At 56.5% G+C, this 21742-nt stretch carries 20 protein-coding genes and 2 pseudogenes; 10 read left to right on the top strand and 12 right to left on the bottom strand.

What is annotated here, in order from left to right; genetic code table 11:
* Nucleotides 1-82 precede the first annotated feature (82 nt).
* The 3 genes from ACODTZ_RS21100 to ACODTZ_RS21090 all read right to left on the bottom strand — a co-directional run bounded on the left by ACODTZ_RS21100 (nt 83) and on the right by ACODTZ_RS21090 (nt 3236).
* Nucleotides 83-391 (bottom strand): hypothetical protein, encoded by a 309-nt coding sequence (locus ACODTZ_RS21100; protein ID WP_203428636.1) that lies wholly within the window; start codon nt 389-391, stop codon nt 83-85.
* 131 nt (nt 392-522) lie between these two features.
* Nucleotides 523-2025, bottom strand: a complete 1503-nt coding sequence (locus ACODTZ_RS21095; protein ID WP_489027813.1) for a multicopper oxidase family protein — start codon at nt 2023-2025, stop codon at nt 523-525.
* Between the two features lie 527 nt (nt 2026-2552).
* The gene (locus ACODTZ_RS21090) at nt 2553-3236 is read right to left on the bottom strand and encodes a hypothetical protein (RefSeq protein ID WP_489027811.1); all 684 of its coding nucleotides are present in this window, start codon (nt 3234-3236) and stop codon (nt 2553-2555) included.
* 239 nt (nt 3237-3475) lie between these two features.
* On the opposite strand from ACODTZ_RS21090, the gene ACODTZ_RS21085 reads away from it, so the two are divergent.
* From ACODTZ_RS21085 to arsH, 7 genes and pseudogenes are all read left to right on the top strand, one after another.
* A complete protein-coding gene (locus ACODTZ_RS21085; protein ID WP_203428634.1) occupies nt 3476-4777 on the top strand; it encodes a DUF5623 domain-containing protein in 1302 nt (433 codons plus the stop codon).
* A 191-nt stretch (nt 4778-4968) separates the two neighbouring features.
* Nucleotides 4969-5322 (top strand): ArsR/SmtB family transcription factor, encoded by a 354-nt coding sequence (locus ACODTZ_RS21080; protein ID WP_489027809.1) that lies wholly within the window; start codon nt 4969-4971, stop codon nt 5320-5322.
* Nucleotides 5319-5759 carry an arsenic resistance N-acetyltransferase ArsN2 gene (gene arsN2 / locus ACODTZ_RS21075; protein ID WP_203428632.1) on the top strand — a complete coding sequence of 147 codons (441 nt, stop codon included), beginning with the start codon at nt 5319-5321 and terminating at the stop codon, nt 5757-5759. Before ACODTZ_RS21080 ends, arsN2 begins: the two co-directional genes overlap by 4 nt.
* A gap of 15 nt (nt 5760-5774) precedes the next feature.
* On the top strand, nt 5775-6302 hold the full coding sequence (locus tag ACODTZ_RS21070) for an arsenate reductase ArsC (RefSeq protein ID WP_203428631.1): 528 nt from the start codon (nt 5775-5777) through the stop codon (nt 6300-6302).
* A complete protein-coding gene (arsB, locus tag ACODTZ_RS21065) occupies nt 6302-7360 on the top strand; it encodes an ACR3 family arsenite efflux transporter (RefSeq protein WP_203428630.1) in 1059 nt (352 codons plus the stop codon). Before ACODTZ_RS21070 ends, arsB begins: the two co-directional genes overlap by 1 nt.
* A gap of 1 nt (nt 7361) precedes the next feature.
* Nucleotides 7362-7790 (top strand): annotated as a pseudogene (gene arsC, locus ACODTZ_RS21060) (arsenate reductase (glutaredoxin)).
* Complete coding sequence (gene arsH / locus ACODTZ_RS21055; protein ID WP_203428629.1) at nt 7765-8493, top strand: arsenical resistance protein ArsH; 729 nt, start codon at nt 7765-7767, stop codon at nt 8491-8493. The pseudogene arsC and the gene arsH overlap by 26 nt, the downstream one beginning before the upstream one ends.
* A 3-nt stretch (nt 8494-8496) precedes the next feature.
* Here the strand turns inward: arsH and arsK are convergent, their stop codons facing one another.
* The 4 genes from arsK to ACODTZ_RS21035 form a co-directional block, all read right to left on the bottom strand.
* Nucleotides 8497-9702, bottom strand: coding sequence for an arsenite efflux MFS transporter ArsK (arsK, locus tag ACODTZ_RS21050; RefSeq protein ID WP_489027806.1), 1206 nt, complete (start codon nt 9700-9702; stop codon nt 8497-8499).
* Nucleotides 9695-10051, bottom strand: a complete 357-nt coding sequence (locus tag ACODTZ_RS21045) for an ArsR/SmtB family transcription factor (protein ID WP_203428628.1) — start codon at nt 10049-10051, stop codon at nt 9695-9697. The genes arsK and ACODTZ_RS21045 overlap by 8 nt, the downstream gene beginning before the upstream one ends.
* 225 nt (nt 10052-10276) lie before the next feature.
* Nucleotides 10277-11023, bottom strand: coding sequence for a sulfite exporter TauE/SafE family protein (locus ACODTZ_RS21040; RefSeq protein WP_203428627.1), 747 nt, complete (start codon nt 11021-11023; stop codon nt 10277-10279).
* Nucleotides 11024-11150: 127 nt separating this feature from the next.
* Nucleotides 11151-11912 (bottom strand): abortive infection family protein, encoded by a 762-nt coding sequence (locus tag ACODTZ_RS21035; protein WP_489027804.1) that lies wholly within the window; start codon nt 11910-11912, stop codon nt 11151-11153.
* Nucleotides 11913-12008: 96 nt separating this feature from the next.
* Between ACODTZ_RS21035 and ACODTZ_RS21030 the strand changes: the two genes are divergently transcribed.
* Together ACODTZ_RS21030 and cueR are read left to right on the top strand one after the other, a co-directional pair.
* Nucleotides 12009-14489: a heavy metal translocating P-type ATPase gene (locus ACODTZ_RS21030; protein ID WP_203428626.1), complete on the top strand. Its 2481-nt coding sequence runs from the start codon at nt 12009-12011 to the stop codon at nt 14487-14489.
* A gap of 12 nt (nt 14490-14501) precedes the next feature.
* Nucleotides 14502-14957, top strand: coding sequence for a Cu(I)-responsive transcriptional regulator (gene cueR, locus ACODTZ_RS21025; protein ID WP_203428625.1), 456 nt, complete (start codon nt 14502-14504; stop codon nt 14955-14957).
* A 26-nt stretch (nt 14958-14983) separates the two neighbouring features.
* Here cueR and ACODTZ_RS21020 read toward each other — a convergent pair whose 3' ends face one another.
* On the bottom strand, nt 14984-15631 hold the full coding sequence (locus ACODTZ_RS21020; protein ID WP_489027801.1) for a c-type cytochrome: 648 nt from the start codon (nt 15629-15631) through the stop codon (nt 14984-14986).
* A gap of 692 nt (nt 15632-16323) precedes the next feature.
* Nucleotides 16324-17083: pseudogene (mepK, locus tag ACODTZ_RS21015) on the bottom strand (peptidoglycan L,D-endopeptidase MepK); the annotation flags it as partial.
* A gap of 108 nt (nt 17084-17191) precedes the next feature.
* On the opposite strand from mepK, the gene ACODTZ_RS21010 reads away from it, so the two are divergent.
* Nucleotides 17192-18928: an ATP-dependent nuclease gene (locus tag ACODTZ_RS21010; protein WP_203428623.1), complete on the top strand. Its 1737-nt coding sequence runs from the start codon at nt 17192-17194 to the stop codon at nt 18926-18928.
* Nucleotides 18929-18976: 48 nt separating this feature from the next.
* Here the strand turns inward: ACODTZ_RS21010 and ACODTZ_RS21005 are convergent, their stop codons facing one another.
* The 3 genes from ACODTZ_RS21005 to ACODTZ_RS20995 all read right to left on the bottom strand — a co-directional run bounded on the left by ACODTZ_RS21005 (nt 18977) and on the right by ACODTZ_RS20995 (nt 21438).
* The gene (locus tag ACODTZ_RS21005) at nt 18977-19309 is read right to left on the bottom strand and encodes a four-helix bundle copper-binding protein (RefSeq protein WP_203428622.1); all 333 of its coding nucleotides are present in this window, start codon (nt 19307-19309) and stop codon (nt 18977-18979) included.
* A 10-nt stretch (nt 19310-19319) separates the two neighbouring features.
* Nucleotides 19320-19691 (bottom strand): CopM family metallochaperone, encoded by a 372-nt coding sequence (copM, locus tag ACODTZ_RS21000; protein ID WP_246777566.1) that lies wholly within the window; start codon nt 19689-19691, stop codon nt 19320-19322.
* A gap of 514 nt (nt 19692-20205) precedes the next feature.
* Complete coding sequence (locus tag ACODTZ_RS20995; protein ID WP_203428620.1) at nt 20206-21438, bottom strand: acyltransferase family protein; 1233 nt, start codon at nt 21436-21438, stop codon at nt 20206-20208.
* Nucleotides 21439-21742 lie beyond the last annotated feature (304 nt).

The following is a 21742-nucleotide window of genomic DNA, read 5'->3' as shown; positions in this document are numbered from 1 at the left end:
CGCGCTCGCGAGAGGAATGAAATCATAGTTGCCCATCCGCCGGGCATTGCCCGCACGCGTTGAAACCAATGGTTTTTTGGTGTCAGGCAGTCAGAATGGGCGGACGATGCCCCGGAGCAACCGGTGTGCCAGTGATTGAGGTAATGGCCTCTGAAAAATGAGCGCGATATTCGACCCGTACCATCGAAATTTCGGGATGGTCGCAGTTGAGCTGGACCGAGAGACAATGTTCGCTCTGGCCTATGTGCGGAACGGCGTGTTTATCTGCGGAAATAGCCTTCGACAGCGTCAATTCCTGCCCATAGCTATGCTCCGCCTGGTCCGGACAGCCAACCTGCCCGCCGACCAGCATCAGCAAAACCAGCATAACGCCCGCGATGATCCTTCGCATGGAATCCTGTCCGACAATCGCGGAAAACTTGTCACCGCACGCTTGCGCAAAGTTGGAGCCAGACAAGGCTTGCCCAACCTTGCCTGGCAGACGACCGCCCTTTGAGAGCAACGAAGGCGCGGCCGCAAACGTCAGGCTTCATACCCGACGTATGTCATCATCCCGCTCACCATGTGATAGAGATGATGACAATGCAACGGCCATCGGCCGGGGTTATGAGCGTCGAACACTATCGACACCTGCGACAGGCTCGGGATCAATACCGTATCGCGTAAAGCGCCATTGACTTTTCTGCCCTCGATCTGGGTGACCTGGAAGTGGTGACCATGTAGATGCATCGGATGTGACATCATTGATCCGTTCCTGATGGCGATCTCTACGCGGTCGCCAGGAAAAACCGTTAAGGGATCGCCGCTGATACCCCAGGAATATTTGGCCATGTCACCCGTCAGGGACAGAGTGAACGACTTGTCGATATGCCGTTCCGCCGGAAGACTTGTAGGCTTAAGGCGCATCTCCAGATCGAGGCCTACCAAGGGACCCGCTGTTTCACCGACCGGCGCGACCTTCGAGATATTAGCCCCCACGGTGGACAAAACTACCCCGGTGCGCTCTCGGGCTCCTTCCCGCAACGCAAGCACAGGAAAGGTGCCCCCTTCCTTCGGTATCTGCAGCAGAATATCGAGGCGTTGCCCCATCGACACCGGGAACATCATTCTTGGGATCGGCTGTACATCCTGGCCGTCAACCGCCACAAGTTTTGCATCGAGCTTCCCCGTGTCAATCGTGAAGGCGGTAGCCGCAGCACCGTTGATCAACCGCAGCCTGACCCGGCCGCCCTTTTCAACCTGAAAGACCTCCGGATCGTCGAGCGTCCTGTCGTTGGCAAGATAGGCGTCGTAGTCAATGTCGTTGATATCCATCGCGGGCATGTCCATTCCGGTCATCGACGAAGCATTGCCCATGGCCATACCCGATCCACCGGCATCATGGGACATTCCGCCCATATCCATGCCGGTCATGTCCATGCCGGTCATGTCATGAGGTGTTGCCGTGCTGTCAGACGGTTTCCGCAAACCGGCGAGAAGCTCCTCAGGAGTCTTGAACGAAAAATCGTGAAGCAGGACAACCACCTCTTGCTCATCGCGCTTTTTGTCTTCCGCAGTACGCACGATCAAGGGTGCAGCCAGCAGGCTCTGCTCTTGAAGCGTATGGGCATGCATCCAATGGGTGCCCCCAGCCCCAAGGTGAAAATTGTAGGCGCGGTTTTCGCCAGGCTTGATGGGTGCTGCCGGATTGTCGGGTACGCCATCCTGGTCCCAGGGCGGTGTGAGACCGTGCCAGTGGATCAAGGTCGGCTGGTCGATCTGGCTCGAAAGCTGGACGTTGAAGGCAGTGTCAGCATCGAGCACCAACCCGGGCTGGCCATCGGGGCGATAGAGCCCGAGCACGTTGGCTGGCTTTCCGTTCACCTCGATAACGCGTTTGACGATTTCAAGGGTTTGAAGGGGAGCCGTTTCATGAGCTGCGGCCGAGTTCGGAGCTGCCCTGACCATAGCATCTGGAAGACCGCCTAAAGCGCCGTAAGCGGCGGCACCGGTAACAGTCTTGGTGAGAAAATCACGACGTTTCATAAACGTATTCCTGTTCCTGTCGGCTATTGCCGAACAATAATGAAAAGGCCTGCAAAGCCTCAGCTGGGATCAGGAATTGTAACGGGGCGGATCGAGGCCCGGGGCCACCGAAATCCCATGAAAATTTCTCAAGGTGGAAACGTACGAGACCGTTTGAACAGCCAACGATGGGCCGCTCATTGCTTCAAGCAACGGCACCGCGCAGGATGCACAAACCGAAACGCAACACATCGGCGCTTTTGAAGGGGCGGAGTGTTCTTGATGCGTGATGTGTGCAGCAGCCGTCCGGCCTTCTACGGTACTCAGCTCGCAGCTGGCATGGGCGCTCGATACGGCCGCAGCAGAAACAACGAGAGCTAGAAGCAATCTCGCCATCATGCGCACCAGCCCTGCTGCCCAGTCTGCTCTCATAGGACCAATGTACAATGCGAACGCATAGGCGGCAACCGGATGCGGCTGATCGCCGCCAGATGGAGACAGGAGCCGCGAGCGGTTCCTTCAGCGGGCTCAGCGGGATTAAAGAAGGATCAATCAATCTGAAGCGGCCCGAGAGCCCTGTCATATCGCCCGTCAGAATCTCTCAGAGCGATCTCATCCTGAAGCCGTTGCCTTGAGACGCGTGCTTCTTCCCGATCCAGTTCGATCTCCTCGATCTTTTGCTCCAATGATTTCCGCAGATCGCCTTTCCGTTGGCTCTCAAACTTTAGGCCGTAGTCACCTTTGATGCGGTCAAGCAGATGGAACGCTGAGAGCCCGATAGCGGCATATCGAAGCTGGCGCTCATCGAAATATTCTTCATAGTCCGGCGGACCGGCAATGTTCTCCGAGATGAAGGCCAAGCTTTCGAGGGCGCTTTTGACCATCCCCGGCAACAGCAGACAGCGGTACATAACCTCAGTGTTGAGGAGCGGCCAATCTAAAGCGTCGGGCCAAACAATAGCCGGATTTGCCGACGTCGTGACTCGCTCACCCTCCTGATCTGCGATCCCGTCGTCGAACGCTGCAGTCATGCAATCGTCAACAAGCTGGTCCAGCGTCACGGCAAGCAACATGGCGTGGTATCGCGCTTGCCTTCTGCGCCGCCACCAGTCGGTGAAAAGTTCTTTAAATGCTCCAAGCCAGACACCGAAACCGGTGACCAACAGGGTCCCCGCCACCGTGAAGATGGCTTTCCCGAAATCGTCACTGACGAAATTCTTCAGCGAATCCACGACATTCTCCCGTCAAACGAACTGATACAGCAAGGGCCGAAGCTCGCCAGCCGCGAGAGACTTGAAAGCCACGCAATTCCCAACTATCTTTATGTTGTTCCCGGCAGGAGCACGCCGCCCGTCAGTTGCGAAGCTGTTGACAGCACTGCCTTAGGTTAGACGCTCACCCGTTCATGTTTTTGATCGGGCTCGCGAGGTGGTTGACGGGTGACGCTTCAAAAGAGTCTGGGAGAGAAAACATGTCCGTTCACGACGTCACACCCACCACCATCGAAGGAATCAAGCGCCTAGCGAGAGATATCTCGAAGCATGACGGCGTTGCTCATTCAATCGGGCTCGACCGCGCTTCGTCCCGCGCAGGTTTCTCGAACTATCAGCACGCCCGGCGCTCGATATTGGCTTCGAGCACCACTACTATCGCGTCTGAGTTTTCGACGTTCATCAGCGTCTATTGGCGTGACCCGAAGACGAAGATCAGCGGCAGCAAGATCATACAAGTAGCTCTCCCCAAGGCGCTGGACGAGATTGTTCCCAGTAGGAACTACAAGCACGCACGCGGACTGGCGTACTTCAAGCGTTCAGCGTCGGACCTTATTTACTGTGAGATGACTAGCGACAGCTCATCTGCACTCGCATTGGCTTGCAAGGCAGCGCGGGCCTTGCAATTCATGGCGGCAACCGGACTTCAGCCATCTTCAAAGGCTGTGCCCGTGAGTGACGGGCGTGGGAGTGGACTGCCGGGTAGAGACCACGGAAGCAGCTGGTTCGATCCGGAATCGAGGCGGTACATCTACGTCGACGAGCCTTACGCAGCCGCAGTGAAGGACCGCCAGGACGAACGTGCCGATTGGGGCCGCCGGAATGGATGGGAAGTCGCCAGAGCAATCTGGCCGGGGATGTATTATCCCGAGGGTGGTAGCGAGCTTTATCTTGCAACGGAAGGAAAGAGGGGACTGCCTATCGGCCCTGTTCTTGCAGACTTGTCCCACATTCAGGCTGCGACCGTGCCGGAGAACTGCAAGCAGGTTCATGTGCCAGATGGCGAGTATTTCAGGTCACCCGGGCAGGAACGCGACGCCAATGCAAAGGTTTTGAAGCCAAAGCAAAAGCGCCCTTCCCGCGCGGCTGCTGATACCGTCCCCTTCAAAATGGTCATGGCATCAGGACGGCGGCCGAATGCAAAAATGGCTGTCCCAACGCACCAGCGGGTCGGGCAACTGCTTAAAGACGTGCTGTCGGCGACCCGTGATCGAGCTGGCGTTGCTAACAGACTTGGGTCTGTTCGGTCAGAACTCGACGATTGGGTCCAGATGGAGTACGACCACGAGGCACTTCCCAATGATGTCTTTTTCGAACTCTACTACCGGGAGCGTGTGACTGTCCCCGATGATGAGCGTGGTCTCGCTGGTCGCGACGTGCACATTGAGCGGCTTATGGAAGCCAAGGAACTGATTGGCTCTGCATATCCTGATTGCCAGCCCGTCCGCGCCTTGCTTCGCAAGCTCGACTTGGCGGTGCAGTCGCTGATGAACTGGAAGTAACAGCAACATTGACCCGGGGTCAGTGGCCGCGTTGGCGTACTTTCCGCGACGCGGCCGTCTTGGGGCGATGTTCGACGAGCTTTCAGGTCTGGAAGGGGGTTTCCGACAGCTCCGCCTGTACCGAAACGCGCATCGCTTCGAACGCGGATAAAGTTGATTGACACATCGGATATATCCATTATCTTGGATATATGGATTCTATCAAAGCTATCGCAGCTCTCGCCGCCCTTGCCCAGGGCACCCGCCTCGAAACGTTCAGGCTGCTTGTTAAGCACGAGCCCGACGGCCTACCGGTAGGCGAGCTTGCTGCTGCAATCGGCATCCCGCAGAACACTATGTCGGCCCATCTCAAGACCTTGTCCCAAGCGGGCTTGCTCTCCGGTGAGCGACATAGCCGCTCGATCATTTACAGAGCAAAGCTGGATACTCTCCGGGACCTAACGCTGTTCCTGCTGAAGGATTGCTGCGGCGGTTCGAGCGAGCTTTGCGCTCCGTTGATCGCCGAACTGACACCGTGCTGCGAGCCAGGAGTGCGGCCATCATGACAAGACTTGCTCTGACGCCCGTACAAGGAGCCGATCCTGGCTTGAAAGTCGCCCTGGCGGCGTCTGGCCTACCAATTGAGGACTTGGCCTACACTGACCGCTCATTTTTTTGCGCGACCAACGAGGATGGCGAGGCTATCGGCTACTCTGGAATTGAAGCGTGCGGCGACGACGCCCTGCTTCGTTCGGTCGTTGTCCTGCCGGAACACAGAGGGCAGGAACTTGGAGCTTTGCTTGTGCGAGAGACGCTGGCTTTCGTCGGCGAACACGCGGCGGTCTACCTCGCGACAACATCGGCTGCATCGTTCTTTGAGAAGCTTGGTTTCGAGGCGGTGAACCGCGCTGACGTTCCTGCCGATGTCATGGCCACGCGACAATTGTCCGGCATTTGCCCAGCTTCCGCAACCGTCATGAAACTAACCCGATCTCGAACTTAACCACGGATCACGACCATGACCGACAAGACCTACAACGTGCTCTTCTTGTGCACGGGCAATTCCGCACGCTCTATCTTAGGTGAATCCATCCTTAATGCCGAGGGCAAAGGACGCTTCAGGGCGTTTTCTGCTGGCAGCCAGCCGAAGGGACAAGTCCACCCGCTTGCGCTCGATACACTAAGAGCGCTTGGCTACCCCACGGAGGGTTTCAGTTCCAAGAGCTGGGATGTTTTTGCCTATCCCAGCGCTCCGAAGATGGATTTTATCTTCACCGTCTGCGACAGCGCTGCTGGAGAAGCCTGTCCTGTCTGGATAGGCCATCCGATGACGGCACACTGGGGGATTGAAGACCCGGCCGCCGTAGAAGGAGCCGACTTTGAGAAGGCCCGCGCTTTCTCGGACGCCGCGCGGTTCCTCAAAAACCGCATTACTGCTTTCCTCAGCCTACCTCTGTCGTCCATCGAAAAACTCGCACTGGAGCAGCAGCTTCGGCAGATCGGCCGAATGGAAGGGGCAAGCATTTCACAGGAGAAGGCCAGCTGATGTCGACGTTCGAACGCTACCTGACAGTCTGGGTTTTCCTTTGCATCGTCGTCGGCGTAGCACTCGGCCACCTGATGCCTGGCGTCTTTGAGACAATCGGCGCGGCAGAGATCGCCAAGGTGAACATTCCCGTAGCCATCCTCATCTGGCTGATGATTATCCCGATGCTCGTCAAGATCGACTTCCGGTCCCTTGCAAGAGTTGGGACCTACTGGCGCGGTATCGGCGTCACACTTTTCATCAACTGGGCGATCAAACCGTTTTCCATGGCGGTGCTTGGTTGGCTATTTGTAGGCTGGCTGTTCCGGCCGTATTTGCCTGCCGATCAGATCGGCTCTTACATCGCGGGCTTGATCATTCTGGCGGCGGCCCCCTGTACGGCGATGGTCTTCGTCTGGAGCAATCTGACGCGAGGCGAACCGCTGTTCACCTTGTCACAGGTCGCGCTCAACGACGCGATCATGATCGTGGCCTTTGCGCCCATCGTCGGATTGCTGCTTGGTTTGTCGGCGATCACCGTGCCGTGGAATACTCTGGTAATTTCCGTGGCTCTGTACATCATCGTTCCGGTCATCATTGCTCAGGTGCTCAGGAGCCGTCTCACCGCCGAAGGAACCACAGGGGCATTGGATTTGATGCTGTCAAAGCTTCAGCCGGTTTCGCTGATTGCCTTGTTGGCGACACTCGTTCTGCTCTTCGGGTTCCAAGGCGAGCAGATCATTGCGCAGCCTACAATTATCGCGCTGCTAGCGGTTCCGATCCTGATCCAGGTCTACTTCAACTCCGGACTTGCCTACCTGTTGAACCGCCTCTCCGGCGAACAGCACTGCGTTGCCGGGCCGTCAGCGCTTATCGGAGCAAGCAACTTCTTCGAACTTGCAGTAGCCGCCGCCATCAGCTTGTTCGGCTTTCAATCCGGTGCAGCGCTCGCAACCGTCGTGGGCGTGTTGATCGAAGTTCCTGTCATGCTGTCGGTCGTCTGGATCGTGAACCGCTCGAAGGGCTGGTACGAGGCATCACCCGCCGTCTCCAAGAACACAGCAACCGAAAGGGTCTGAAATGGACGTCACCATATACCACAATCCCGAGTGCGGGACCTCACGCAACACCGTGGAGCTGATTAAGCACGCTGGCATCGAACCAACAGTGATCATCGAGTATCTGAAGACACCGCCCACGCGCGAACAGCTCGTCAAGATGATAGCAGATGCCGGTCTGACAGTGCGTCAGGCGATCCGCGAGAAAGGAACGCCCTAAGCCGCGCTCGGCCTCGACAACCCGAAACTGTCTGACGATCAGCTTCTTGATGCAATGCTGAAGAACCCGATCCTTATTAACCGGCCGTTCGTAGTCACACCATTGGGTACTCGCTTGTCACGTCCCTCCGAAATGGTGCTGGATATTCTGCCGAGTGAGGCCTTCAAGGGCCCCTTCACCAAGGAAGACGGCGAACGCGTACTCGATGACGAAGGAAAGCGCATTGTCTGAAACATTTCCTGCTGCATCGCCCGAGCATTTTCGTGCGCCTGATCTGGATGCTCTACGACCACCGTTCTCGACACACAAGCCTCGGATTCTGGTTCTGTACGGCTCTCTTCGAGAAGTATCGTACAGCCGACTTCTGGCGTTCGAGGCTCAGCGCCTTCTGGAGCATTTTGGATGCGAGGTGCGGGTTTTTGATCCTAAGGGATTGCCTCTTCCGGATGAAGCGCCGGTCACGCACCCGAAGGTGCAGGAGCTTCGGGAGCTGTCCGAGTGGTCAGAGGGTCAGGTATGGGTTAGTCCGGAGCGGCACGGCTCTATGACGGGTGTAATGAAGTCTCAGATTGACTGGATTCCGTTAGCTGTCGGTTCTGTCCGTCCAACACAGGGGAAGACGCTCGCAGTGATGCAGGTGTCGGGTGGGTCGCAATCATTCAATGCTGTCGGCCAACTTCGAATTCTTGGCAGATGGATGCGGATGATCACGATCCCCAACCAGTCTTCGGTTGCGAAAGCGTTTCAGGAATTCGACGCTGATGGCAGGATGAAACCATCGTCCTACTACGACCGCGTCGTTGACGTCTGCGAAGAGCTTGTCAAGTTCACGCTACTGACCCGGGATGCCTCTTCCTATCTCACCGACCGCTATAGCGAACGGAAAGAAGATGCCGAGAAGTTGGAAAAGCGAGTGCAGCTGAAATCCATCTGAGATTCACTCAGCCGGGGCTAAGTTCCGCTTGGTCGACTTAGCGACGCTGATAAACGCGGCCATGCCGACCATCCCCAGCGCAGCGGTAGCGAACAATGACAATCCGATCCCGAATTGAGCCATCGCCGTCGCGAACATGAATGGCGCAGCCGCCCCTGTTGCCAGTCGCGCTGCCGCCATCTTGCCGGTGACCGAGCCGTACCCATCGCTTCCGAAAAGATACAGGGGCAGGCTGCCCTGCGCGATTGAATTGATGCCTGAGCCAAGACCAAGGCAGATTGCAAATGAGACTGCACCCACAAGGGAGTTGCCGGTCAGGCCCAAAATGGTAATGCCGGTGACCATCAACCCGGCCGAGATGACCGCTAACATCGGCGGTGATAAGCGCGTGCCGAAGATCATGTTGATCAGGCGGCTGAGAACCTGCGCCGGGCCGAACAACGAGCCGACAACAACGCCTGCGGTACCGAGACCGAGTTTACCAAGCATCGGCACCATATGAGCAAGGATCGACGCCAATGTGAAGCCAAGGATGGCGAACGCAGCTGAGACGACGATCATTGCGCCACGTCGCCCTTCCAGCGGGATCGCGCCCACGACGTGCTCGCGTGCCCGCCTGGTAGCTTTCGAGCTTTCGGCTCTGCCTTTCCGTATCATCCAGAGGTGCAGAGGCATACAGATGACAAGGTTGAGAGCAGCGAAGATAAGGTAGATTTCGCGCCAAGATAGATATCCCATCAACGCGGCAGAGATCGGCCAAAAAATAGTCGAAGCGAACCCGCCAATCAGCGTGAGGTAGGTGATGCTCCGCGACGCCGTCTTAGGATCGCTTTCTACCAGAGCGGCGAACGCTGCCTGGTACTGGACCATGCCTGAGGACACCTCCAGCAAGATAATCGCCAGGGCGAAAACGACGACCGATGGCGACCATGCGCAAAGCATGAGCGTCAGTGCCGACAAAACCGAGCCGACCGTCAGAACGGTGGCAGCGCCGATCCTGTCCATTTCCTTGCCAATGATAGGGGCCGACAGCCCCCCGATGAAGAGCGAGATTGAAAATATCGCGAACACGTTTTCAAGGCTGATGCCAAGGTCTTCTGCTATGCCAGGCGCGAGGATCGAGAATGAGTAATAGAGCGTACCGTACCCAATAATTTGAGTAAGGCCGAGAGCGGAAACCAGACCGACGTGAATACTGTTCTCACGCAAGGTTGGCGTCCTCGGTCAGTGCGGAACAGTCGTCCGACTGCTCGACTGAGCTGCAAATTCTCGGGTGGCCAGAGCAGCAGTCCTCCATGAGAAACTTTATGAGGTCCGCAAGGGCATCAAAATTCGCGGCGTAAATCAGCGAGCGCGATACACGGCGCTGGACAACTAGGCCAGATCGTTCAAGCTCCTTCAGATGAAACGAAATGTTCGACGGGGAAACCCCCATCTGGTCTGCAATAATCCCCGCTGGCAACCCATCCGGTCCGACGACAACCAGTGCCCTGACGACCGCGAGCCGGGTTGCCTGAGAGAGTGCCGCGAATGACAAAAGCGCTTGATGGTCATTCATATTTCAATATTCCTTGAATTATCAAAGAACCGATAACAGAGATGAAGGTGACCAGCAAGGTATTCGACCGCGAATTCGCTAGGGAAGCTTAAGTGCAGCCTTTCTGCTCCCGCACTTAACCTTGCTGCGAGGTTCTTTTACAGACTGTTCCTACCACACCAAGACCTTGTTGTAGTCGTCGTGAACGGCAGGCGAGCCGATCCTCAGGACGAAATGATACTCCCGTCAGAGAACCAGCTTGGCACCTGAGATCACCAGAAGGCCTGCCAGTATGAACCGCAGCCATCGCTCGGGAAGGTAACGGCTGCCAGCAAAAGCACCTGCCAAGCCGCCTGCCGCCACAGCAATCGACCAGAGCGGAAGAGCGCGGGGAGCCTGGTCCCATATTGCATACGCTCCGATCAATGCCGCTGCTGAGTTCATGAGGTTATAGACGGCGGTCGTGGCAGCCAACTGCCTGGCCGTCGCCCAATTCATGCCCAGGATCACAGGAGCTAAAAAGACGCCGCCGCCCGTTCCAGTCGTCCCCGAAACGAAGCCGATCACCGCTCCGGTTGCTAACGCTGCGCCAAAAGGAGGGACAACAGGAGGCTGATCGGCTTCCCGTGACTTATCCCGAAAGGCGGATCGAGCCATCTGGGCTCCCGAGACGATCAGCACAATACCTACCACCGGGAAATAAGCTTGCTCTGGCAAGTGAACAGCGCCACCCAGCATAGAGAAGGGAAAACCAAGTGCCGCAAACGGCCAAACGCTTCGCCATGACACTCGGCCAGCTCGCAAGAATACGGCGGTTCCGATACCAGCCACTATCAAGTTCAGTACCAGAGCCGTCGTCTTCATGGCGATGGGCTCGAAGCCTGCCAAGCCCATGACAGCTATGTAACCTGATGCTCCGGCTTGCCCAACGGCCGCGTAAAGAAGAGCGATTAAGAAGAAGGCGGCGGCAAGCTCACTGGTCCCACTATCCACTAACGATCCTGACTGTCCTGGTAGGGTGGTTTCGGTTCAAACCATTCGTGGATGAAGGCAGCGCCATGAACACGCCGCTATAGCTTGGAGTTGACGGACGCCCCGGAACCATCACCCACTAAACTTCTTATGTTCGCTTCGCAGCAAGCGTTTCAACAAGAAAAGTTGCAACAGCTCCTGCGGTGTTGACGGCAAGGCTGGCGTGACGTGGTGATGGCCGCACAGGAAGCGAGCCGCCCCGTCCGTGGGCATCACTGAGACGATTTCTCAACGTGCCTATCCCGTTCACTAAAGTCATCGCACCTCCGAGAATTTGTTTAATCGGCTCCTCCGTGTGCTGGTCGGGGGCAAGGTTGAGTTCCTTTGCCGCCATCCGATAAAGCTGGGGAAGGTCTTCCTTGTCGGTGTATTTCACCGCCAGCTCATCGAGAACCCGCTTGCAAACCGTCTCTAGCAACGTCCGTGCAACAGTGATCGCTCCTTCTGGATCGCTTTGCCGTCTTGCCAACGCCTTGTGCCAAACCGCATGAACGCCCTCCGCATCAAACGTCAGCAGAGCGTCCGACGTAACGCTGTCCCCTGGATGTCGATTACGCCCTTCCAAATGCTCGATTAGCGGCGTGAAGGCTTGGCTAATGTACTCCCGGCGCTCGGCATAAGTCCCAGCGGTGCGCTTGATGAAGGGCCAGAAGGTTTCGAGGGTGCGGCTCGTCCGGACGAAGCTCGGCAGCAAGTCCTTGAGTTCGTCGACCAGCATGAATTCCTGCCGAAGATGCTCATATGTATGCGTATCAGCCTCCTTTCCTGTGGCGCTGGCGGTAAGAAGCTGCTCCATCATTGTAGCTTTCTCCAGCAGCGAACTGGGTAATTCGTCTTCATAGATCACCACGTCTCCTCTCCCTCTCGAATTATATATTTTCGAAGCTTGACCTTCCCGTCATGGGAAGGTTTACATATCTGTGCAGTTAAGGAAAGGATTTCTCCGATGACTGCTTTATTAAAGATCGAGGCTGCGGCAGGGCCCTTCAAATCGGTCGATTTCGCCATTGAAGGCATGACCTGCGCGTCCTGCGTCGTCCGGGTTGAGAAGGCAATCGCCTCGGTCCCCGGCGTCACATCGGCGACCGTCAACCTTGCCACCGAAAAGGCAACCGTTCATTTCGCTGCCCCGGCTGACACGTCCTCACTTCTATCCGCTATTGAACGCGCGGGCTATGAGCCAAGGCTCTCGACCGAAGAGTTTGAGATTCAAGGCATGACATGCGCATCCTGCGTTGCCAGGGTCGAGAAGGCGCTGAAGTTGGTGCCCGGCGTCGCCGAGGCTAGCGTAAACTTGGCGACAGAGCGGGCGACGGTTCGCCTTGCATCTGGCGCTGCCGACTTCGCTGCCCTGGAAGCGGCCGTTCAAAAGGCGGGCTACAACGTCCACCGTATGCAGCGGACAGATATTCGAGATGACGCGACAGACCAAAAAGCGTCCGAGGTCGCGAATTTGCGGGCATTGCTGATATTTTCCGCAGCACTGACGCTTCCGCTGTTCATTCTGGAGATGGGTTCTCATTTCATTCCAGGCGTCCATGAGCTGATCATGGACACAATCGGCATGAAAAATAACCTCTATCTCCAGTTCACGCTGGCGACCGTCGTCCTATTCGGTCCCGGGTTCAAGTTCTTCAGGAAAGGCGTGCCCAACCTGTTACGTTGGACGCCGGATATGAACTCGTTGGTTGTTCTCGGCACATCGGCGGCCTGGCTGTACTCGGTTGTAGCCACGTTCCTGCCCACTGTACTGCCGGAAGGCACCGCCAACGTCTATTACGAGGCAGCTGCTGTCATCGTGACCCTGATCCTGCTTGGACGTTTCCTTGAGGCGCGGGCGAAGGGTCAGACCAGCCAAGCGATCAAGCGTCTCGTCGATCTGCAGCCGAAGACGGCCTTCGTGCTTCGTAACGATCACTTTGTTGAGGTCCAGATAGAAGAGGTGATTGCCGGTGATGTGATCCGCATTCGCCCGGGAGAGAAAATTCCTGTCGATGGCAAGGTCGAAGAAGGCAGCTCGTTCGTCGACGAATCCATGATCACAGGCGAGCCGGTGCCAGCCGAAAAAGTTGCCGACAGCGAGGTGGTCGGCGGGACCATCAACAAAACTGGTTCATTTACCTTCAAAGCCACTAAAGTCGGCAACGAAACCCTCCTTGCCCAGATCATCAAGATGGTCGAGGCAGCACAGGGATCGAAGCTGCCGATCCAGGCACTGGTCGACAAAGTCACCGGTTGGTTTGTTCCGGCCGTGATTATGGCAGCCGTGGCAACTTTCGCAGCATGGTATCTGCTCGGTCCCTCACCTGCTTTGAGCTTTGCGCTTGTCAACGCAGTGGCGGTCCTCATTATTGCTTGCCCCTGCGCTATGGGCCTAGCGACACCGACATCGATCATGGTCGGCACTGGTCGTGCGGCAGAACTGGGCATTCTTTTCCGAAAGGGCGAGGCCCTTCAAAGTCTGCGGGAAGCGGATGTCGTTGCCTTGGATAAGACCGGCACCCTGACTAAGGGCCGTCCGGAGCTGACCGACTTCGTCGCCACCGACGGCTTTGCGAAGGACGAGGTGCTGGAACTGGTGGCGAGCGTGGAAGTGCTCTCGGAACATCCGATTGCCGAAGCGATTGTTGCGGCGGCAAGGGACGCCGGGACCGATCTCCATTCGGTAACAGATTTCCAGGCCGCTCCCGGGTTCGGCATCGAGGGGATTGTGAAGGGCCACAAAGTCCTCGTCGGCGCGGACAGAGCGCTGGTCAAAGCAGGTATCTCGGTGGCTGAGCTGAGTGACACGGCCTCAGCGCTGGGAGACCAGGGCAAGTCTCCGCTCTACGCGGCTGTGGACGGAAAGGTTGCCGCCATTATTGCGGTCGCTGATCCGGTCAAGGACACGACACCAGCGGCCATCCAAGCGCTGCACGCGCTCGGTCTCAAGGTTGCGATGATCACTGGCGACAACAAACGGACAGGAAATGCAATCGCGAGGCAGCTGGGGATCGACGAAGTAGTGGCCGAGGTCCTGCCCGAAGGTAAGGTTGAGGCTGTGAAACGGCTCCGCTCAGGCGGACGGAAGGTCGCCTTCATCGGTGACGGGATCAACGACGCCCCTGCCCTGACGGAGGCCGACGTTGGGTTGGCCGTCGGGACTGGAACGGATATCGCAATCGAGAGCGCCGACGTCGTTCTGATGTCGGGCGACCTGAATGGTGTGCCGAAGGCGATAGCCCTCAGCAAGGCCACGATCCTCAACATCAAGCAGAACCTTTTCTGGGCTTTCGCTTACAATGTAAGCCTGATCCCGGTCGCCGCTGGCGCTCTTTATCCTGTAAACGGCACCTTGATGTCGCCAATTTTCGCTGCAGCAGCGATGGCTATGTCCAGCGTCTTCGTGCTGGGCAACGCCTTGCGTCTGCGCTCTGCAAATCCTTGAAGGAGACGAAAAATGAATATTGGACAAGCCGCGAAGGCAAGCGGGGTCTCCGCGAAAATGATCCGCTACTACGAACAGATCAAACTGATCAGTCCAGCGCACCGGACGGAGGCGAGCTACAGAACCTATAGCGAAAACGACATCAACACCCTGAAGTTCATTCGCAGAAGCAGGGACTTGGGGTTCTCGGTCGAGCAGATGAAGACATTGCTCGCCCTGTGGCGAGATAAGTCTCGCAGCAGCGCTGATGTTAAAGCTATGGCGCTGGAGCACGTCGAGGAACTTGAACGGAAAGCAGAGGCAATTCAGGCGATGTCGCGCACACTGAAGCATCTGGCCAGTCACTGTCATGGCGATGAACGGCCAGATTGCCCGATCATCGACGAGATCGCCACCGGCAAGGAAGAGATGCCGGAGATCAAGGCGAAGTTCGGCGTGAACGGTCTAAGAGCCGAGCAGGCGCGATAACAGCTGCCCGTACCCCAATCAAGCGACTACTCCTTCCTGAAGCGAGCATGGCAGGTGGTACATGTCTGCAGCATCAGGTGGAAGGCGTGCTCGGCAGACATTTTCGACAGCTGCGTCTCGTCCCGTAGTCTGGTGCCCAATGGACCGCCGCCCATCGCCTCTCCCTGTTTCATACGCATGTCGTCGGTCATCTCTCCGGGATGAGATTCCGCCGCGACCGCCAACGCATCCGCGTAAGTTTTCAGGTCCTTGGCCAGGGCGGCAAACCTTTCCGGATCGCCTGCTATCGTCTCCGCTGCCTTGGAGCCCTCTGACACGGTGACCTTGGAGAAGTGGTCGGCAAGCCGACGGTCAGCACGTGTGCTGATTGATTGTGCGGCCTGTCTGAAAGCTGCCGAGGCATAGGTTCCTGGTGACTTGAACATCTCTGCCATCGTTTTCGCCGAAGCTGCTATAAGCTTCATGTCGTTCTGTCGTTCGGCGACAACATCTTCGGAAGCGGTTCCGATAGCTGCTGTGCCAATCACAGCAACAGCAATCGCTGACGTCAGAGCGGCAACAAGACCGGCTGGACGTCGCGTTTCACGAGGTGATCGCTCTGTCACGTTTGTCCCCATAATAGGCAAGCATGTGTTTGCGGGGAATGTGGCGGATTCACGATCCTGAAACAGCAAGCCTCCCGCCTTCGTCCCAGCTCAGCACGGCTGATCAATCGCCTGACGACCGGTATTGGCAGTCATAGGCGGACAAGGATCGTCGCCGAAACGGTTGCTATCAAATGCACCCGAAGTGGCGTGGGAGAAAGTCCGCGAGACGAAGTTGGCCGTCTCATAGCTCTTGGCGAAATGAGCAGTCGCCTCCCCAGTAACGCTAGCCGGGATCAACAGGGCAACGGCACCAGTCCTGGGAACGAAAGGAGCGACCTTGACGTACTCAGGCTGCGGCTCGATTGAAGCCGTGACGATCTCGTCATCCGTTCGTTCTTCGCTTGCGCGAGACGCGAAGGTTGGTACAGGGATCGCTCCCGAGGGAACGAGGACTTCATCCTCTAAATCGTCGGATTCCTCGTTGCCAGAAGTAGCAGCCAACAGGCCTTTGTGAACCTCCTCTGGCCTGACCGGCAGCATCGCAAGGAGAACGCTATCAGACGGACGCATCGCTGGAACCGGCGCAGCAAAAACTGCATCCGCGCTTCCGGACGCCGTGACGGGAGAAGAGACCACCATAGAATTCGGAGTTGTCCCTGCGACAGCCGACGCCCTGGCTCCAGCAGTGGATTTCGCCTCTTCAGCATCCGCCCCCCTGAACAGGCTCCTCTTTCTGCTTCCCGTTTCCGTGCTCAAGCTTGCGACGCTAACAGTCGAAAGCGATCCCCGTCGCTTGTACTCCGCAACAGCCTCCGCATACCCGGCCAATGGCCTGCCATCGCTCGGCAGATGGAGGGTCCGCCCATCGGGGAAAAGCTTCGCAAGCTCCTGGTGGCTCATGCGCGGCCAGGCGCGAACGCCGCCGACGTCGATGTGAACGAAAGGCGAGGCCGACCGTGGATAATAACCAACGCCCCCACCCTGCATCTGCATTCCAATGGCGCGGAGAGTAGCGAGGTTCACACCAGGAATAAAAAAGTCGATAGCCTTACCTCGGGTGTGCTGGCTCTCTTTCGCAACGCCCGAGGATCGCGACCGGAGCATGGCGTTCGTGTTCGGCGAGCGGTAGCCGGAGACGACATTGATGTAGTCCCTTGCCCCGCTTCGACGGTACATTTCCCAGACGATATCAAATAGACGCGGGTCCATCCGGATCGTTTCATTGCGTCGCCAATCACGAAGGAAATGGTTCAGCTGGGCAAGGCCATTCTGGTCGAAGACACCGTTGCGTTTGTATGTGATGATAGCTCGCTCACCCGTGTTCCCAAAGTACAGCTTCAGCGTCTTGTCTTCGTTCTGCGCTGCTCCGCTTGTTGTCGCCGACGCAGTCACGAGACAGGAAGCAAGCAAAACCTTGGAGAGTAAGCCCCTTGCGGAATTTTCGGAGCGTGGGTTCGCCCTTCCCTTCTTTGACAATGAACTCGCTCCTGCATAAGGCTGCGTCACAGCAACGCCAGCTCGGTTTTCGTGACTAAGCATTGTTAACAAACATGCTCAAAAAACCGTTAAGACCGGCTCTCACTGCGGCGTTGCGGCACTCCCTCATTAGTTGATAATGTGATTTCGGGAATCAACCGAGGGACTTTGATGGCTGACTTGCAGGATATCGAACGGGGAAAATTAAGGTCCCTGTCGGTAAGAAATTTCAGATGTATCGGCAATGACCCGGTCAAAGTCGATCTCGACGATATCGTGGTTCTCGTCGGACCAAATAATTCGGGCAAAAGCTCGATCCTGCGAGCCTATGAGATTGCGGTCAGCGAGGGATCGAAACCGGGTAACCTAAAGCAGGAGGATTTCCCGAACGGCATCTCAAATCCTGATACGCCCACCGAGATAGAACTCGTGACCGAGGTGGTTGATGGCGATCCTGGAAAGCACTGGATTGGAGACCTCGACGGAAACCCTGTCGAAGGAGGCGGCCGAAAATACGTCAAGGAAAAATGGGTCTGGACGGCAGCTGGCAAGGGTACTCGGTTCGGCTGGAACGTTGATAAGCAATCGTGGGATGACAAGAAGCCATGGGGCTGGGCAAACGTTGCGAACGCTCGTCGACCAGCTGTACATCCAGTTCGGGCGTTCGACCCACCAGAAGCGCAGGCAAAACAAATACATGATCTCCTCAGCAAAGCGATCATCGGTTCGGCACGGCAACTGACAAAAGACGGCGTGAACCTGTACGACAAGCTGCTAGCCGACGTTACCGAATTTCAAAAACTTGCCGTCGACCATAACAAAGGAAAAATCGAAGAAGCGGAAAAGATGTTGAACGAGATCGTCTCTTCGATCTTCATCGATCACGCGGTTGAGTACGTGCAAAGCACCGATGCCTCAGAGTCCTCGTTGAAGCTGTTTCCGGACGGCGGCAAGCTCACGATGGGTCACAAGGACGGCCATATGTCGGACCTTGAGTCCCAAGGCAGCGGCGCTCGCCGAACTATGCTCTGGGCCACCCTAAAGCTTCTTAAAGACAGCGCTCCAGACCAAAAACGGGCTAACGTGCTGTTGATCGATGAACCGGAGCTATGCCTGCATCCGAGCGCGATCAGGGATGCCTGCAAGGTGCTGTACGACCTGGCATCCAAGGACGGCTGGCAAGTGATGATCACCACGCATTCGCCGGTCTTTATCGACCTCTCGCGCGACAACACCTCAATCGTCCGAGTCGAGCGCAAGGATAAAGGAGAAATCGTCGGGACGACACTCTATCGCCCTGAAAATGCGCAGCTCGACAGCTGCGACCGGACAAACCTCAAGCTGCTGAATATCTACGATCCCTACGTAGCGGAGTTTTTCTTCGGCGGGTCGGTGATCCTGGTAGAAGGAGATACGGAATACTCGGCCTTCCGCATGATCATGGATGGGGACAAGACATTTCCGAACGTTCATGTCATCCGAGCCCGAGGAAAGGCAACGATTGCCTCGCTCGCAAAAATCCTGAACCAGTTCGGCGCGAGGTACTCGATCTTGCATGACACGGACACACCGAAAACGATGCGCAAGAACCCGAAGAGCGGTGAAAAAGAGGAAATCGTCAATCCTGCCTGGACGACAAACCAGAACATCCTTACCGCCGTTCAAAAGCAGCTCGATAGCAAGACGGTTCGACTTGTCGCATCCAGAGTGCACTTCGAGGCAGCATTCTTTGACACCGCTCTGACCGGGGAGAAGCCTTACACTGCAGTGCAAAACCTGGAGAAGGATGAAGGCCGCCGCAAGGTAATCACAGCGCTTCTGAGAGGTTTGGTGGACCACGATGAGCCGCTGCCCGAGGGTGCAATCCAGTGGTCGGTCATAAGTGATTTGGAAGCAGCCGTCGTTTGATCGCTTCAAAGACGACCGAGGGCGGCTTGAAAAGCCGCCCTCGCCTATTCAAGCGGCCATTTGCTCACAGCTTTCCGCACACTTGCGGCAAGCATCTACGCAGCTTTCCATGTCACCGACGCGTTCACAGTCGGCCGCACATTGTCGGCAGATTTCCGCGCATTCACGGCAGGTGTGCTTGTGATGTTCGGTGCCGATCAACATGAAATGCGCCGACGTCCGACACATTTCAGCACATGCCATCATAAGGCGGAAGTGATCCGGCTTCGTGTGTTCGCCACCCATTTCCAGGCAGTGCGACATCGCCATCGAAAGGCACTCCTGGTAGCAAGCCAGGCAGTTTTCGATGCAGCGCTTCATCTCTTCTGATTGATGGTGCATGACGATCTCCCTACTTTGCTTCCTTATCAAGCCACTTGGTCATTTCGGTGATCTCTTTCTTCTGAGCGTCGATCACCTTCTGTGCCATCTCTTTGGCTTCCTTGTTGTCACCATACTTCAGCTCGACCTCAGACATGCTGATCGCGCCCATATGGTGAGCAATCATCCCGCAGATGAACGACACGTCAGCGTCTTTTTTCATCATGCCCTGCATCATGTTCATGTGCATGGACTTCATGCCTTCCATCGACGCCTTCTGGTAGTCGGTCATTTCACCCATGCCGGACATGTCCATTTTCGACATATCCATCTTCGACATATCCATGCCGCCTTCCATTTTGCACTTGTCTGGATAAGCCATCTCTTGCGCCATCGTTGGCATGGCGATCACAGAAATAGCTGCGGCTGCAGCGAATGCTGCGAGAAACGGGGTCTTGTTCATCAGTATTCTCCTATTGATCTACGGGTAAACGATTCAGAACTCGGCCGTCTTCGGCGGAGGGTCGATTGCCCTGATCAGCAAGAGCGGTACGGCCGCTGCGATCCACGACCCAACAGCGTCCGTCCCTGGCGATGGCGCTTTGGCAGCTGGAAGGGCGGGAATGAGCGGGCAGCAGTGCATGTCGGTGCAGCACGAAGTGCTTTGGTGATGCTGGTCACCTGTCGAGTGCTGCTGGTAGTTCGTCGTGACACAGTGAACTGCAGGCACGGCGGCAGCTGACGGTCCTGCCATAAGGACAATCATCAGGCCAAAGGCGGCAGCAACGAAAATGTGGCCGATTTTTTTGCCAAGCGTCAGCAACTGGAAATCCCTTCCGCCCCCGAACCTTCCGGCTAGAAAATTGTTCCACGGAATGTGGAGCAGCGGAAAGAAAGGACAAGGAGGGTCGGCGATCCTAACCTCGGCTGGCTGACTGCGTCCTGTGCCGTCCACTCACAAGAAGGCGGTCTCGTACAAGCAAGAATGACCGCTCCACGACCAGCCAGAGCAAAAATGCCGCTGCAAAGCTGGTCACGCCGTAGACGGCGAAGCCCCACAGACCAGTGAGATTCTCCTGCCCGATGAGCGCCCTGTCGATGCTGAAAACAGATTTGTGCGTCAGATATAAGCTGTAAGAAAGCGTGGCCACCGCCGCCACGCCGGGGACCGGTATATTTCGCAGCGTCTGCTCTCCATCGAGCGCCGCCCCTAGCAGCAGCGCGATACCCGCCGAAATCAGGGGGAAACCCGCTACCGCCCCAGGCATCGCCTGAAAAACAAGGAAGAGGTTTGTCCCTTCCAGAGGCCCCCGTATCGTGAAGAGCACAATTGCAATCGCAATCAGGGCAGAGCCGAGTGGAATAGCGATCAAGGGCGGGAGGAAACGCTTGTATAGGTCTGACTTGAAGAACCGAGCGGCAGCAAGAAACACCCCAAACAGCAATCCATCCAATCTTGTGTAGGTGGGGTAGTAGATGTCCTTAAGGTATACGGCGAATGCTTCCCGCGCTCTACCGTCATCGATCAACACACCGATCTGGCCTTCCCACAAGAGAGAACGACACACGACCCCTGCCGCAACGAGGAGAATCAACGTGACCATGGATGCGAACACAGACAAACGGCCTACGAAAACCATCGCTAGCACGGGCAGGACCAGATAAAATTGCTCTTCCACACTTAAAGTCCAAGCCTGTGTGAAAGCGTTTCCTGTTCGCGGATCAAGACCGAAGTTCACAGTGAAAGTCGCGAAGCGCCATAGGGGCTGCATGTTCGGCGTGTCGCGGAACAGCGGAACGAACGCATAAAGCGCCAATACAACAAAATAGGCGGGAAAAATGCGGAGCGCCCGTTTCAGGTAAAAGGTCTTTAGGTCGACGCCTCCGGTCTCGACAATCTCCTTGAACAGCTGCGTACCGATGAGATAGCCGCTCAGGACGAAGAAGACATCTACGCCGAGCCAACCATAGTTGCGGATCGTAACCAATCCGTACGGCGTTGCCTCCAGAGGCAAATGCACCAGCATCACCAGCAATATAGCAACAGCACGGAGAAGATCGGGCCCAATTGTTCGCGAAGAGCCCGCCTTTACGGTGATGACGTCCGGTTTGGTCGTGGCGAAAGATAAAGTCGCTTCTTGAAGAGCCATTGCAGTTCCCACACACGCGGATAATGCGTGCGCCAGCAACCTAGAGGACATGCGCGGGCTCGAAAATCCATCCGGCTTCCGAACTGCCCATAAGCTAAACATTTAGTAAAAGTGAGCAGAAGCCGTTAACTTAAACCGCCTCGATGAATGGAGCGCTATCTCAGGTGGTCGATTTCGGCTGCGATGTTAATGCGGCACATAAGATCGCGTGGATGACATTGAACGGAAGGACAGCTTCGGATGCGGCATTCAATCCAACGAGTTGACTTAGACCTGGAAGGGCTCCCGGCAGATTGAAAGATGA

The sequence above is a fragment of the Rhizobium sp. FG113 genome (assembly GCF_057809895.1).
Note: the sequence above shows the minus strand (reverse complement) of the source record. Positions and strands in the feature narration are given on the sequence as shown.